Genomic DNA, 13,178 nt, shown 5'->3' with positions numbered 1-13,178 from the left:
ATGTGGAATCCCTTGGACGAAGTGGTCCGCCGCCAGAAGGCAGGCGAACCGCACGGCATCACCTCCGTCTGCTCGGCCCATCCGCTGGTCATCGAGGCAGCGGTCCGCCAGGCCCTCGCGTCGGGAGGCACCGTCCTCGCCGAGGCGACCTCCAACCAGGTGGACCAGTACGGCGGCTACACCGGCATGCGGCCCGAAGACTTCCGCGAACTCGTGCACGGCATAGCCGCCGAACACGGGCTGCCGCTGGACCGGGTCGTTCTGGGGGGAGACCACCTGGGACCCAACCGGTGGCGTTCGCTGTCCTCGCAAGAAGCGATGGGCGAAGCGGACAGGCTCGTCGCGGCATACGTCCGGGCGGGCTTCACGAAGATCCACCTGGACTGCAGCTTCTCCTGCGCCGACGACGTGGCCCCGCTGACCGACGACCTGGTCGCCGATCGCACCGCACGCCTGGTGCGCGTGGCCGAGACCACCGCGGGTGACTCCGCCGGGACCCTCCGATATGTCATCGGAACCGAGGTACCGGTGCCCGGAGGGGCCCACGAGACGCTGGAAGGCATGTCCGCCACCAGTCCGCAGGCGGCACGGCTGACGCTGGCACACAACCGGCGCGCGTTCGAGAGGCACGGCGTGGCCGGGGCATGGCCTCGCGTCATGGCCCTGGTCGTGCAGCCCGGCGTGGAGTTCGATCACCTCCAGGTGTTCGACTACCGGCGTGAGCGGACGGCCGAGCTGCGCACGGTCCTGACCGACGAACCCGGCATGGTCTTCGAAGCCCACTCGACCGACTACCAGACGGTGGACGCACTGGCCGGCCTGGTGGCGGACCACTGGGCGGTGCTCAAGGTAGGCCCCGGACTGACGTTCGCGCTGCGCGAGGCCCTGTTCGCGCTCGCCGACATCGAGGACGAGCTCGTCCCGGCCGGATCCCGGTCCCGGCTGGCCGAGGTCGTCGACCGGCGTATGCGCGACGACCCCTCCTGGTGGGAGGGCTACTACGGGGGCAGCGCCGCCGACCAGCGGCTGGCCAGGCGCTACAGCTACAGCGACCGCATGCGCTACTACTGGCCCGACCCCGAGATCGCCGCCGCGCAGGACCGGCTGTTCGCCAACCTCTCGGGCCTCGCCATTCCGCTTCCGCTGCTGAGTGCCCACCTGCCCAACCAGTACCAGCGCGTCCGGGCAGGCGCCCTGTCCGCGACACCGCGGGACCTCGTGGTCGATCACGTCCGTGACGTCCTGCGCGACTACGACCGTGCATGCCGCACCCATGACAAGGAGTACGCGTGAAGACCACCACCCAGGACCTGGTACCTCAGGACCGCGGGGCCGACCACACGACCGCCGAGATCATCCAGCAGCCCGACGTGTGGCGTGAGGTCGGGGCGATCGTCGCCGGTGAGCGCGCGTCCCTGGACGCCTTCCTGGCACCCCTGCTCGCCGACGAGGACCTGCGGATCGTCCTCACGGGAGCCGGTACCTCGGCCTTCGCCGGCGAAGTCGTCCGGGCCGCGGTCGCACGTGCCACCGGCCGGCGCACCGACGCCGTGTCCACCACGGACATCGTCGCCGACCCCCACGCGTCCTTCCCCGACGACGTCCCCACGCTGCTCGTCTCGTTCGCGCGGTCCGGCGACAGCCCCGAGAGTGTCGCGGCGACCCGGCTCGCGGACCAGGTCCTGACACGCGTCCACCACCTCGTCATCACCTGCAACAGCGCCGGAGAGCTGGCACGCCTCCACGGCGGCAGCGCCTCCTCCCACGTCCTGCAGATGCCCGCCGCGGCGAACGACCAGGGCTTCGCCATGACGTCGAGCTTCACCAGCATGCTGCTGGCCTCCCTGCTCGCCCTGGGCGCGCTCACCACCGACGCCGTCGAGGCCCCCGCCGCCGCGGCCGAGCACATCACCGCGGGCGGACTCTCCGCGCGGATCGAGGAGTTGCTGGCCCGCGCACCCGAACGGCTGGTGTACCTCGGCAGCAGCAGCGCGCTCAAGGGGCTGGCCCAGGAGTCCGCCCTGAAGCTGCTGGAGCTGACCGGCGGTGCGCTCGTGGCGTCCTCGGAGTCCTCACTCGGCTTCCGCCACGGCCCCAAGTCCGTCCTGAACGACCGCACGGTTGTCGTCGTCTACGTGTCGAACGACCCCTACACGCGCCGCTACGACCTCGACATCCTCACCGAACTGCGCGCGGGGCTGCCGCAGGGCAGCGTCGTCGCCGTCTCCACGTCACCGGACGGACTGCCCGGCGACGACACCTGGCTGCTCCCGGGGCTCGCCGGCGTCGACGACACCGTCCTCGCCCTTCCCGCGGTGATCTGTGCCCAGCTGATCGCGCTGCGCGCGTCCCTGCACCAGGGCCTCCGGCCCGACAACCCGTTCCCCTCCGGAGAGGTGAACCGCGTGGTGCAGGGCGTGACCGTGCATCCGCTCCCCCAGCGACGCGACGACGTCGTCTAACAGCGTTCAGACAGAGCCGAGCGGAGGAACAACGATGTTTCTGGGTGTGGACGGCGGAGGCACCAAGACGGCCTTCTGCCTCATCGACCGTGCGGGCGCGATCAGGGCCCGGGCCGTCGCGGAGGGTGCCTACTACTTCGCGGACAACGGCACCGGGGGCGTGGAGCACGTCGCGCAGGTTCTGCGCGAGGGCATCCGGGCCGTGACGGAGGACGCGGGCATCACGCTCGCGGACATCGACTACGCGTTCCTGGGCCTGCCCGGGTACGGGGAGGTCCCCGGCGACGTCGCCGCGCTGGACGCCGTCCCCGGCGAGGTGCTGGGACACGGGCGGTACGCGTGCGACAACGACATGATCTGCGGGTGGGCCGGATCGCTCGGCGCGGTGGACGGCATCAACGTCATCAGCGGTACCGGATCGATGACCTACGGCGAGCGGCAGGGCCGCGGTGTGCGCACCGGAGGCTGGAGCGAACTGTTCAGCGACGAGGGATCGGCGTACTGGATCGCCGCCCGCGCGCTGAACGTGTTCTCCCGGATGAGTGACGGCCGGCTGCCCGAGGGCCCGCTCGCGGACCTCCTGCGCCGCCATCTGGATCTGACCACCGACCTCGAAGTGATCGACGTCGTCCTCAACCGGTGGCAGGGTCACCGCAGCGAGATCGCCTCGCTGAGTCCGCTGGTGGTCGAGGCGGCCGGGCTGGGCGACACACAGGCCGCCGCCGTCCTCACCGAGGCCGGACGGGAACTGGCCCTGCTGGTGGACAGCGCGCGACGCCGGCTGGGCTTCGCCGACGCCGAACCCGTCCCGGTGTCCTACTCGGGCGGCGTCTTCCGCTCGGCGGCCGTACTCGACGCGTTCACCACCGAACTCCGCGGCGGCGCGGCCCGCTACGAGCTGCGCCGGCCGCAGTTCGAGCCGGTGGTCGGCGCGGCCCTCTACGCGGCGAAGCTCGCCGGAACCCCTCTCGACACCGCGGCACTCGCCGCCCTGCGCTCCTCTTCGGAGATCACCCCCACGGAGAACCACCATGCGTGACCAAAGAAACTGGATCCTGTACGCGGGCCTGCTGGTGCTGTTCTGGGGCGTCTGGGGAGCGTTCTCCAGCCAGCCCACCGAACGGTACGGCTACCCCAACGAGATGATCTACGTCATCTGGGCCTTCACCATGCTGCTGCCGGCGGCGGTCGCGCTGCGCCGCCAGCGCTTCGACCGGCGGCCGGTCGCCGCGTTCTACGGGCTCGCGGCGGGCCTCACCGGCGCGGGCGGTCAGCTCCTGCTGTTCCAGGCGCTGTCCAACGGCCCCGCCTACCTGATCTTCCCGGTGGTCTCGCTCTCCCCGGTGATCACCGTGCTGATGGCGGTGGCCCTGCTCAGGGAGCGGATCGGACGGCTCGCCGTCATCGGCGTGGTCGCCGCGCTGGTCGCCATCGTGCTCATCAGCATCCCCGCGGGCGACCACGGTTCGGCCGGCACCGGGTCCTGGCTGCTGCTCTCCGTCCTCATCTGCGTGGCCTGGGGCGCGCAGGCGTTCTTCATGCGCAAGGCCGCCCTCGCCGACGTCAACGACGCCACCACGTTCGGGTGGATGACGATCAGCGGTCTGCTGCTCGTCCCCGTGGCCGTCGCCATGATGGGCGGGCTGCCCGACGCACCGTGGCAGGCCCCGGCACTCACCGCCGGCACCCAGGTCCTCAACGCCGTGGGCGCGTTGTTCCTCGTCATGGCGCTCAGCCGCGGCAAGGCCAGCGTCGTCGCACCGGTCACCAACGCCCTGGCACCCGTGCTCACCATCGTGCTGTCCCTCATCGTCTACCAGACGCTGCCGACGATCTGGGGGACCATCGGCATCGTCCTCGCCCTCGGCGGATCCACTCTGATGGTGTACGCCGACGAGAAGCGCGAAGAGACGCCCGGGACCCGGCAACCATCGGCATCGCTCTCGGGCCCGTAGGAACGTGAGCCGCCGCACACCGACATCGCAGGTTCAGCCAGCCCCCCGCGCGAGGAGCACACACATGCCTCTGGTCCCCACCGGCGAACTGGTCGCCCACGCCGCGACCGCGCGCCGTAGCGTCACCGCCTTCAACGTCATCACCCTGGAGCACGCCGAAGGCATCATCACGGGCGCCGAGGCGGCCGAACGGCCGGTGATCCTGCAGATCAGCGAGAACGCCGTGCGGTACCACAGGGGCCAGCTGCTTCCGCTCGCGCTGGCGGCGGCCTCGATGGCCCGGTCCAGCGCGGTCGAGGTCGCGCTGCACCTCGACCACGTGACCGACGTGGAGCTGCTGCACCAGGCGGCCGACTGCGGCTTCTCCTCCGTGATGTTCGACGCCGGGGCCCTGCCCTACGCGGAGAACGTCTCCGCCACCGCCGCGGCGGCTCGATGGGCTCACGGCGCGGGGCTCTGGCTGGAAGCCGAACTGGGCTATGTGGGAGGCAAGCCGGACTCCCCCGCGAGCGCGCACACCGCCGGCGTGCGCACCGACCCGGCGGAGGCCGCCGACTATGTGGCGCGTACCGGCGTGGACGCCCTCGCGGTCGCGGTGGGCAGCAGTCACGCCATGACCGAACGGTCGGCGACGCTGGACCACGCACTCATCGAACGACTCCGGGAAGCGGTTCCGGTGCCCCTGGTGCTGCACGGCTCCTCAGGAGTTCCCGACGGCGAACTCCGTTCCGCCGTCCGAGCCGGCATCGTGAAGATCAACATCGGGACGGCGCTCAACATATCCCTGACCCGGGTCGTGCGCGACACGCTGGACTCGCTGCCTGCGCTGACCGACCCGCGCAAGTACCTGGGCCCCGCGCGCGACGCCGTCGCCGGCACGGTACACAGCATGCTCAGCGTGCTGGCTCACTGACCGTCACCGATCAGGCGTTCCCATCGCGTCGAGGCCGGGCCGCGGGAACCAGGCTGGTGACGCGCGAAGTAGTCGACGAGGTGCGGGGCGAGGGCGGGGACCTGGACCGGCGTGCCCCCCGAGCGCAGCGACGTGGTGGCCGCGATACCGGTCGCGACGGCCTCCCGTGCGGCGACGGGCGATGTCTCGGTCGCACCGCCGTGCGCGACGAACCGCAGGAACTCGTCGACGAGGGACTGGTCGGCGCCCCCGTGCGCGCCGCCGGCCGGCTCGGTGGGCGGCAGCGTCAGATCGGCCTCGGCACGGTAGCCGGAACGGCGCCGGTTCCACACCTTGATCAACGGGGCGTCGCCCTGGACGCCGTCCCCGAGGTTCTCGATACGGCCCTCGTCGCCGATGACGGTGTAGTTGCGCCAGTAGTCGGGGGTGAAGTGGCATTGCTGGTAGCTGGTGAGCACCCCGTTGTCGAGGCGGGTCAGCACCATGCTGATGTCCTCCACGTCGATGACGGGGTTGAGATCGCGCAGCGCCGACGGCGGCCAGACGCCCTCGTCGAACCAGTCCTGCACTCGCTCCGAGTCCTGGGGCCGGGTACGGCGGTGCGGGCTGGCTCCGTAGACGGACAGATCGCCCAGCGCGGTCACCGTGCGGGCGTAGCCGCCGGCGAGCCAATGGATCACGTCCAGGTCGTGCGCGCCCTTCTGCAGCAACAGGCCCGTGGTCCGGGCCCGTTCGGCATGCCAGTCCTTGAAGTAGTAGTCGCCGCCGTGGCCGACGAAATGCCGGCACCACACGGCCCGTACGGTTCCGATCGCCCCGTCGTCGACGAGCCCGCGCATGGTGCGCAGGACCGGCAGGTGGCGGAGGTTGTGCCCGACGTACAGCCGGGTGCCGGTGCGGGCCGCGGCGGCCAGGACCCGGTCGCAGTCGTCGAGGCCGACGGCCAGCGGCTTCTCGACGAACACGGCGACACCGGCCTCGAGGAAGTACAGGGCCGGAGCGGTGTGGAGGTCGTCCGGGGTGAGGACGAAGACGGCGTCCAGGTCGTCCGTGAGCATGTCCTCGTAACGGTCGTGGATCTGGACGTCCGGCCCGAAGAGCGTCCGGGCGTCGGTGCGGCCGCGCGCGGACGGATCCGCGCAGGAGACCACGCGGGCCGAGCCGGGCCGCTCGGCCAGGACGGCCAGCCCGGCTCGCTGGCCCGCGCCTACGACACCGACACGCAGTTCCGGCGCGGGCGGCTGGTTGGTCATGGAGCATCCCTTCGTCGCGAGCAGGGAGACGTGACGGACGCCTGGACGCCTCGGGCCTGTCGGAGGGCCGGCCGCGGTGCGCGGTGGTGGACGGACTCGCGGTGTCCCAACCGCCGTCGCGGGCACGCCCGGCGCGGGAGCGCGGCAGAGACGCGTCACGCATCGCCCCGGGCCGGCGGCGCGGCCCGGTCCGACCGTCACGCCGACGACCTTAGATGCTCGATGCTGCTCAATCAACGCTTACATCAAGCAGTTTCGCGCATTGCCTTCGACACTGGGGCAGCGCCGCCAACTGTCACGCCCCACCACGCGAGCATCCAACTCAAGCCCCACACAAGGGATTTCACAGCCGTTGACATCCTCGAAAGCGATCGCTTTACTCTCGGACTACACCGGAGCCACGCTCCGCGTTCAGAGGCACGCCCAGCCGGTATGCAGGCCCCGCGCCGCAAGCCCGGCCCAAGTCGCCAGGACACCCCACCCGTCCGAGGCGGGGACGTGCCCGCTTCCTCTGGAGCTCACGCATGAGCCACCCGAACACCACCGCTCGCACACTCACCGGCACCGCCATCGGCGCGGCCGCGCTGACCGGCGCCCTGTTCGTCGGGGCGCCCGCGACGCAGGCGGCGACCGTGTCCCTGCCGCCCACGCACACGGGCTTCGACTACCAGATCGGAGGGGCCTACACACCGCCCGCCGGCGTCAAGGTCGTCACCCGTGACCACACCGCCTCCCCGGCCGCCGGTCTGTACAACATCTGCTACGTCAACGCCTTCCAGGCGCAGCCCGGCGCGAAGGGCGAGTGGGCGCCGGACCTGCTCCTGCGCGACTCCGCGGGCAAGGTCGTCTACGACGAGGACTGGGGCGAGGCCCTGCTCGACGTCAGCACGGACGCCAAGCGCCAGCGGATCGCCGGCCAGATCGGATCCCAGATCGACGGCTGCCGGGACAAGGGCTTCCAAGCCGTCGAGCCCGACAACTACGACAGCTACAGCCGCTCCGGAAACCGTCTGACGGCGAACAACGCGCAGGCGTTCATCAAGCTGCTCTCCGCGCGCGCCCACGCGGACGGCCTGGCCATCGCCCAGAAGAACACGCCCGAGCTGGCCGGCAACCGCACCGCCAACGGCCTCGACTTCGCCGTGGCCGAGGAGTGCGGCCAGTACGACGAGTGCGGCGACTACACCAGCGCCTTCGGCAACAACGTGATCGTGATCGAGTACACCAACTCCGGCAAGACGAAGGCGTGCAGGGGATGGGGCGGCACGCTGAGCATCGTCCAGCGCGACGTGAACGTCTCGCCGGCCGGCAGCAGCGGATACGTCCGCAAGACCTGTTAGGGCGCATCCCGCACTGATCACGACCCCAGGCGCGCCCTGGAAAGCGTGCCGGCCTGTGACGGCTCACCGGGCCGCCACAGGCCGGCATCGCCTGATGCTCAATCATGCAGGTTTCCCCGGTGTTTCACGCATGTCCAATCAACACCTCCCTCTTGACAGCTGCCGGGCACCATCGTTTAACTCCTGGTCAACGCCGCAGTCGAAGCACTCGGCGGCAGAGGTACGCCCAGCCGGTAGCTGACCACGCGCCAGGAGTCCGGACTGAGTCGCCAGGACCACGTCGGTGTCCGAGGCGGGGACGTACCCACCATGCTCTGGGGCTTGGACATGATCCGTATCCATGCGGCTCCCCGCGGACGGCGCATCTCGACGGCCACGGCAGGCGGCACTTCACGTGCCGGCCGCCCGCTCCGGTCGCCCAGCGCCCGCACCCGGCCGCCCGTCCCGCTCCACGCCCGGCCCTGAGCACCGCCGCACGGCGCACGATCCCTTACGCACTGCGCTTGTCCCACAGCTCCGCACGGGAGGTACCCATGTTCGCGCTCACCCGCAGCGCACAGCCCGAACGCCGCACAGTGCTGCGCACCGGCGCGGCTCTGGCCACCACGGCGGCCGCGGGCCTGTGGGCCTCCGGCTGCGCGGCGGGCGGCGCCGACGGCGTGAGCGCCGACGGCACCGTGACGATCGAGATGTGGCACGGGCAGACCGACACCGGCAAGAAGGCCATGGACTCCCTGGCCGCCTCGTTCATGCGGAGCCACCCCCGCATCCGGGTGGAGCTGGGCGGCGGGGTGCTCGCCGACGCGATGCTCCAGAAGGTGACCGCCGCCCTCGCCGCCGGCTCCTTCCCGGACATCGCCTACATCTTCGGCTCCGACCTGGCGAGCGTCGCCCACAGCCCTCAGGTCGCCGACCTCACCGACATGGTCGGACATGCCGGCACGCCCTGGACGAACTACTGGGCGCCGGCCCGCCAGGCCGTGACCGTCAATGGCCAGGTACGCGCCGCGCCCGCACTGCTGGACTCGCTCGCGGTGGTCTGCAACCGGAAGCTCTTCCGGGAGGCCGGACTGCCGCTGCCCCAAGCAGGCTGGCGCTGGGACGACTTCGTCGCCACCGCCAAGGCGCTCACGAACGTCGGCAGCGGCCGTTTCGGCACCGGCTGGCCGGGCGTCGGCGACGAGGACACCGTCTGGCGCATGTGGCCCATGATCTGGGATCTCGGCGGGGACGTCGTCGCCGACGACGGCAAGCACATCGGGTTCGGCGGCGACGCCGGGATCCGCGCCCTGGAGGTGGTGGCCGCCCTCGCCCGGGACAAGAGCGTCTACGTCGACCCGAAGCCGGGCAGCGAGCAGATGTACCAGGTCTTCCTGTCCGGCCGGATGGGCATGGCCGTCACCGGCCCCTGGCAGCTCCCGGACATCCGGCAGGCGAAGGTCGACTATCACGTCGTCCCGCTGCCCACCTTCTCCGGCCGGCCGGTGACCATCAGCGGACCCGACACCTGGACGGTGTTCGACAACGGCGCCGCCCGCACGAAGGCCGCCAAGACCTTCGTGAGCTGGCTGATGCAGCCCGCGCAGGACGTGCGCTGGGACATCGACGCGGGCAGCCTCCCGCTCAGCCGCCACACCCGCGACCTGCCCGCCTGGCAGCACCAGGAGCACGCCACCGAGGGCCTGGACGTGTTCACCAAAGCACTGGACTCGGCCCGCGTGCGCCCCGTGCACGCCGCCTACCCGCAGATCTCGCAGGCCCTCGGCCAGGCCGTCGTCGCGGTGCTGCTGGGCCGGAGCAGTCCCGCCCAGGCGTTGCGCTCCTGCGCCGCCGACGCCAACGCCGCACTGCTCATACCCCGCTGAGGAGATCCGCCGTGTCCCGAGTGCCCACCCCGATCACTGTGTCCCGGCCCCCGGACAGCCGGCCCCCGGACAACCGCCGCGCCCTGCGCCGCAGACGGGCCGCCGAGGCCGCCACGGCCTGGACGTTCGTGTCGCCCGCGGTCCTGATCATCCTCGGTCTCAGCGTGGTGCCCATCATCTGGTCGCTGCTGCTGTCCTTCCAGGCCGACGACCTCGTCACACCGAGCCGCTGGGTGGGCCTGGACAACTACCGCGCCCTCGCCCAGGACCCCCACTTCCGCCAGGCGCTCCACAACACCCTGCTCTACACCGCGCTGTACGTGCCGGCGAGCATGGTGGCAGGGCTGCTGCTCGCCCTCGCCCTGAACCGGCGCATACGCTTCGTCGGGCTCTACCGCACCCTGTTCTTCGTCCCGTTCGTGGTCTCCTCGGCCGCGCAGGGCGTGCTGTTCTCCTTCATCCTGGATCAGCAGTTCGGCGCGGCGAACGCGGTACTGCATTATCTCGGCATCCCGGCGCAGGGCTTCCTCAACGATCCGTCCCAGGCACTGCCCGTGCTGGTCGCGATCAGTCTGTGGAGCGGTACCGGCTTCTGCATGGTCATCTATCTCGCGGCCCTGCAGGACGTGCCGGCCTCGCTGATCGAGGCGGCCCGGCTGGACGGCGCCGGCCGCTTCCAGATCCTGCGGCACGTCACTCTGCCCACGCTCAGGCCCGTCTCGGTGTTCCTGCTGCTGTGGCAGGCCATCGAGGCCCTCCAGACCTTCGACCTCGTGTACGTCACCACCAAGGGCGGACCCCTCGGATCCACCACGGTGATCGTCTACTTCATCTGGGAGCAGGCGTTCAAGAACGCCACCGCGGGGTACGGCGCCGCCTCGGCCTACGTACTGGCCGCGGCCCTGGGCCTGATCGGCCTGATCTTCCAGATCGCCCGCCGCCGACTCCAGGGAGCCGCCGCATGACCGCCGTCTCCGCTCCGCCCGCGGCCGCGCAGGCCGAACCGGCCGCCCGGCCCGACACCGGCCGGCGACGCCCGCGGCTGCCGTTCAGCCCCTGGCACCTGCTGCTCGCGCCGATGGCGCTGCTCTTCGCGGTGCCGCTGATCTGGCTGGCGCTCAGCTCGGTGATGAGCAACGCTGAGATCAACCGCTTCCCGCCGGCCCTGTGGCCCTCCCGTCTGGACCTGGGCGGCTACCGCTATGTGCTCGGCAACGCCATGTTCCCGCGGTGGTTCGCCAACTCGTTCCTCGTCAGCCTCGTCACGGTCACCGCGAACCTCGTACTCGGCACCCTGGGCGGCTACGCGTTCGCCCGGATGCGGTTCGCCGGCTCCCGGCTGCTGCTGGGACTGATGCTGGCCACGATGGCGATCCCGTTCCAGCTGACGATGATTCCCACGTTCCTGGTGATGAAGCAGCTCGGCCTCATCGACACGCTCGGGGCGCTGATCGTGCCGTCCCTCGTCACGCCGTTCTCGGTGTTCCTCCTGCGGCAGTTCTTCCTCTCGCTGCCCCGTGAGCTGGAGGAGGCCGCGTGGATCGACGGCTGCTCACGGCTGCACGTGCTGTGGCGGATCGTGCTGCCGCTGTCCCGGCCGGCCCTCAGCACGGTGGCCGTCCTGACGTTCCTCAGCACCTGGAACGACCTGACCTGGCCGCTGATCGCCATCAACCACGACACCCAGTACACGCTCCAGCTCGGCCTCACGACCTTCCAGGGACAGCACCACACGCAGTGGTCCGCCGTGATGGCCGGGAACGTCATCACCGTGCTTCCGGTCCTGCTCGCCTTCCTCGGCGCGCAGAAGGCGTTCATCCAGTCGATCACCTCCACCGGTCTCAAAGCCTGATCCCGCCCGTCACCCGACACACCACTCAGGCAGGAACACCCCAGTGCCGCACACCTTCGACGTGCTCGTCATCGGCGACGCCGCCCCTGACGTCATCGTCGGTACAACCGCACAGCCCACGCGGGACGACGTCCTCTCCCGCCCTTCCGAGACCGAGGAAACCCCGGTATGACCACCCCCAAGATCACCTTCGTCGGCGCAGGCAGCGTCGTCTTCACCCAGGGACTGCTCGCCGACCTCCTCGCGTTCCCCGAACTGAAGTCCGCGCACGTCGCGCTCCACGACATCGACACCGAACGCCTGGCCACCGCGCACGCGGCCGCCGTCCGCATCGCCGACACGCTCGGCGCCCGTCCGGACGTCACCGCGCACACCGACCGCCGCGAGGCCCTGGCCGACGCCGACTTCGTCATCAACATCGTGCAGATCGGTATGGCCGAAGCCACCCGGACCGACTTCGAGGTGCCGGCCCGCTACGGCGTACGGCAGACCATCGGCGACACTCTCGGCATCGGAGGCGTCTTCCGCGCTCTGCGCACGTTCCCGTTCCTCAAGGATCTGGGGCGGGACATCGCCGAGGTCTGCCCGCAGGCCTGGCTGCTGAACTACACCAACCCCATGGCCATGAACGTGCAGTACCTGACGCAGGCCACCGGCCTGACCCGGGTGGTGGGTCTGTGCCACTCCGTGTACTGGACGATGCGCGACCTCGCGGACCTGGTCAAAGTGCCCTACGAAGAGATCAGTTACCACGCCGCGGGCGTCAACCATCAGGCCTGGGTGCTGCGCTTCGAGCACGAGGGCCGGAGCCTCTACCCGAAGCTGGACGAACTGATCGCCTCCGACGACCAGTTGCGCCGCAGGGTCCGGGTCGACATGTACCGCCGGCTCGGCTACTACCCGACGGAGACCAGCGAGCACTCCTCCGAGTACGTTCCCTGGTACCTGCACCACGACAGCGAGGTGGAGCGGCTGCGGCTGCCGATCGGCGAGTACCTGAAGATCGTCGACGAGAACCTCGCCACGTACGAGAGGACCCGCGACGCGCTGGCCGCCGGGACACCGGTCGCCGTCGAGGGGACGATGGAGTACGCGCCGCAGATCATCCACAGCATGGTGACCGGCACACCCCGCACGGTCTACGGCAACGTCCCCAACCGGTCGCTGATCGACAACCTGCCCGCGCACGGCACCGTCGAGGTGCCGTGCCTGGTGGACTCGCTGGGCGTCCAGCCCACCCGCGTCGGTTCCCTCCCGCCTCAGCTCGCGGCGCTCAACCGCACCTACCTCAGCGCGAACGACCTGGTGGTGCGGGCGGCGATCGAGGACGACCCGCGGCACATCCGGCACGCGGCGATGACCGACCCCGCCACGGCCGCGGCCCTGCCGGTCGAGGAGATCTGGCGGCTGTGCGACGACATGGTCACCGCCCACGGCGACCTCCTCCAGCCCGGCCTGCGCGCCCTCCTGGGCTCGTGAGCGACCGCGGGCGGTGGGCCGACCGAGACCATGTCGGCCCACCGCCCGTCCCGAGTCCC

The 13,178-nt window shown here is 70.7% G+C and carries 12 protein-coding genes; 11 read left to right on the top strand and 1 reads right to left on the bottom strand.

Annotation, left to right across the window (positions count from 1 at the left end; all coding sequences use genetic code 11):
- The 5 genes from BLW82_RS41400 (at position 1) to BLW82_RS41380 (ending at position 5,330) form a co-directional block, all read left to right on the top strand.
- A complete protein-coding gene (locus tag BLW82_RS41400) occupies positions 1-1,293 on the top strand; it encodes a D-tagatose-bisphosphate aldolase, class II, non-catalytic subunit (RefSeq protein WP_093507425.1) in 1,293 nt (430 codons plus the stop codon).
- Entirely contained in the window at positions 1,290-2,462 is a 1,173-nt protein-coding gene (locus BLW82_RS41395) for an SIS domain-containing protein (RefSeq protein ID WP_093507423.1), read from the top strand. The genes BLW82_RS41400 and BLW82_RS41395 overlap by 4 nt, the downstream gene beginning before the upstream one ends.
- Before the next feature lie 34 nt (positions 2,463-2,496).
- Positions 2,497-3,501 carry an N-acetylglucosamine kinase gene (locus BLW82_RS41390; RefSeq protein ID WP_093507421.1) on the top strand — a complete coding sequence of 335 codons (1,005 nt, stop codon included), beginning with the start codon at positions 2,497-2,499 and terminating at the stop codon, positions 3,499-3,501.
- Positions 3,494-4,417 carry a DMT family transporter gene (locus tag BLW82_RS41385; protein ID WP_093507419.1) on the top strand — a complete coding sequence of 308 codons (924 nt, stop codon included), beginning with the start codon at positions 3,494-3,496 and terminating at the stop codon, positions 4,415-4,417. Before BLW82_RS41390 ends, BLW82_RS41385 begins: the two co-directional genes overlap by 8 nt.
- Before the next feature lie 64 nt (positions 4,418-4,481).
- A complete protein-coding gene (locus BLW82_RS41380) occupies positions 4,482-5,330 on the top strand; it encodes a class II fructose-bisphosphate aldolase (protein ID WP_093507417.1) in 849 nt (282 codons plus the stop codon).
- Here the strand turns inward: BLW82_RS41380 and BLW82_RS41375 are convergent.
- Complete coding sequence (locus BLW82_RS41375) at positions 5,324-6,583, bottom strand: Gfo/Idh/MocA family protein (protein WP_093507415.1); 1,260 nt, start codon at positions 6,581-6,583, stop codon at positions 5,324-5,326. The genes BLW82_RS41380 and BLW82_RS41375 overlap by 7 nt on opposite strands.
- Positions 6,584-7,107: 524 nt before the next feature.
- Between BLW82_RS41375 and BLW82_RS41370 the strand changes: the two genes are divergently transcribed.
- From BLW82_RS41370 to BLW82_RS41350, 6 genes are all read left to right on the top strand, one after another.
- Positions 7,108-7,923 carry an endo alpha-1,4 polygalactosaminidase gene (locus BLW82_RS41370; protein WP_093507413.1) on the top strand — a complete coding sequence of 272 codons (816 nt, stop codon included), beginning with the start codon at positions 7,108-7,110 and terminating at the stop codon, positions 7,921-7,923.
- A gap of 533 nt (positions 7,924-8,456) precedes the next feature.
- On the top strand, positions 8,457-9,788 hold the full coding sequence (locus BLW82_RS41365) for an ABC transporter substrate-binding protein (RefSeq protein WP_093507411.1): 1,332 nt from the start codon (positions 8,457-8,459) through the stop codon (positions 9,786-9,788).
- Positions 9,789-9,799: 11 nt separating this feature from the next.
- Complete coding sequence (locus BLW82_RS41360; protein WP_093507409.1) at positions 9,800-10,753, top strand: carbohydrate ABC transporter permease; 954 nt, start codon at positions 9,800-9,802, stop codon at positions 10,751-10,753.
- Entirely contained in the window at positions 10,750-11,640 is an 891-nt protein-coding gene (locus BLW82_RS41355; protein ID WP_093507407.1) for a carbohydrate ABC transporter permease, read from the top strand. The genes BLW82_RS41360 and BLW82_RS41355 overlap by 4 nt, the downstream gene beginning before the upstream one ends.
- Before the next feature lie 43 nt (positions 11,641-11,683).
- The gene (locus tag BLW82_RS45950; RefSeq protein WP_256216138.1) at positions 11,684-11,812 is read left to right on the top strand and encodes a hypothetical protein; all 129 of its coding nucleotides are present in this window, start codon (positions 11,684-11,686) and stop codon (positions 11,810-11,812) included.
- Entirely contained in the window at positions 11,809-13,119 is a 1,311-nt protein-coding gene (locus BLW82_RS41350; RefSeq protein ID WP_093507405.1) for an alpha-glucosidase/alpha-galactosidase, read from the top strand. Before BLW82_RS45950 ends, BLW82_RS41350 begins: the two co-directional genes overlap by 4 nt.
- Positions 13,120-13,178: the final 59 nt, after the last annotated feature.

The sequence above is a fragment of the Streptomyces sp. Ag109_O5-10 genome (genome assembly GCF_900105755.1).
In the GTDB taxonomy this organism is placed as follows: Bacteria; Actinomycetota; Actinomycetes; order Streptomycetales; family Streptomycetaceae; genus Streptomyces.
This window is presented reverse-complemented; position numbering and strand designations above follow the sequence as displayed.

Coding starts and splice junctions, on each gene's coding strand:
- BLW82_RS41375 (WP_093507415.1), bottom strand. CDS start 6,583: ATGACCAACCAGCCGCCCGCGCCGGAACTGCGTGTCGGTGTCGTAGGC.
- BLW82_RS41365 (WP_093507411.1), top strand. CDS start 8,457: ATGTTCGCGCTCACCCGCAGCGCACAGCCCGAACGCCGCACAGTGCTG.
- BLW82_RS41350 (WP_093507405.1), top strand. CDS start 11,809: ATGACCACCCCCAAGATCACCTTCGTCGGCGCAGGCAGCGTCGTCTTC.
- BLW82_RS41380 (WP_093507417.1), top strand. CDS start 4,482: ATGCCTCTGGTCCCCACCGGCGAACTGGTCGCCCACGCCGCGACCGCG.
- BLW82_RS41355 (WP_093507407.1), top strand. CDS start 10,750: ATGACCGCCGTCTCCGCTCCGCCCGCGGCCGCGCAGGCCGAACCGGCC.
- BLW82_RS41385 (WP_093507419.1), top strand. CDS start 3,494: ATGCGTGACCAAAGAAACTGGATCCTGTACGCGGGCCTGCTGGTGCTG.
- BLW82_RS41390 (WP_093507421.1), top strand. CDS start 2,497: ATGTTTCTGGGTGTGGACGGCGGAGGCACCAAGACGGCCTTCTGCCTC.
- BLW82_RS41370 (WP_093507413.1), top strand. CDS start 7,108: ATGAGCCACCCGAACACCACCGCTCGCACACTCACCGGCACCGCCATC.
- BLW82_RS41400 (WP_093507425.1), top strand. CDS start 1: ATGTGGAATCCCTTGGACGAAGTGGTCCGCCGCCAGAAGGCAGGCGAA.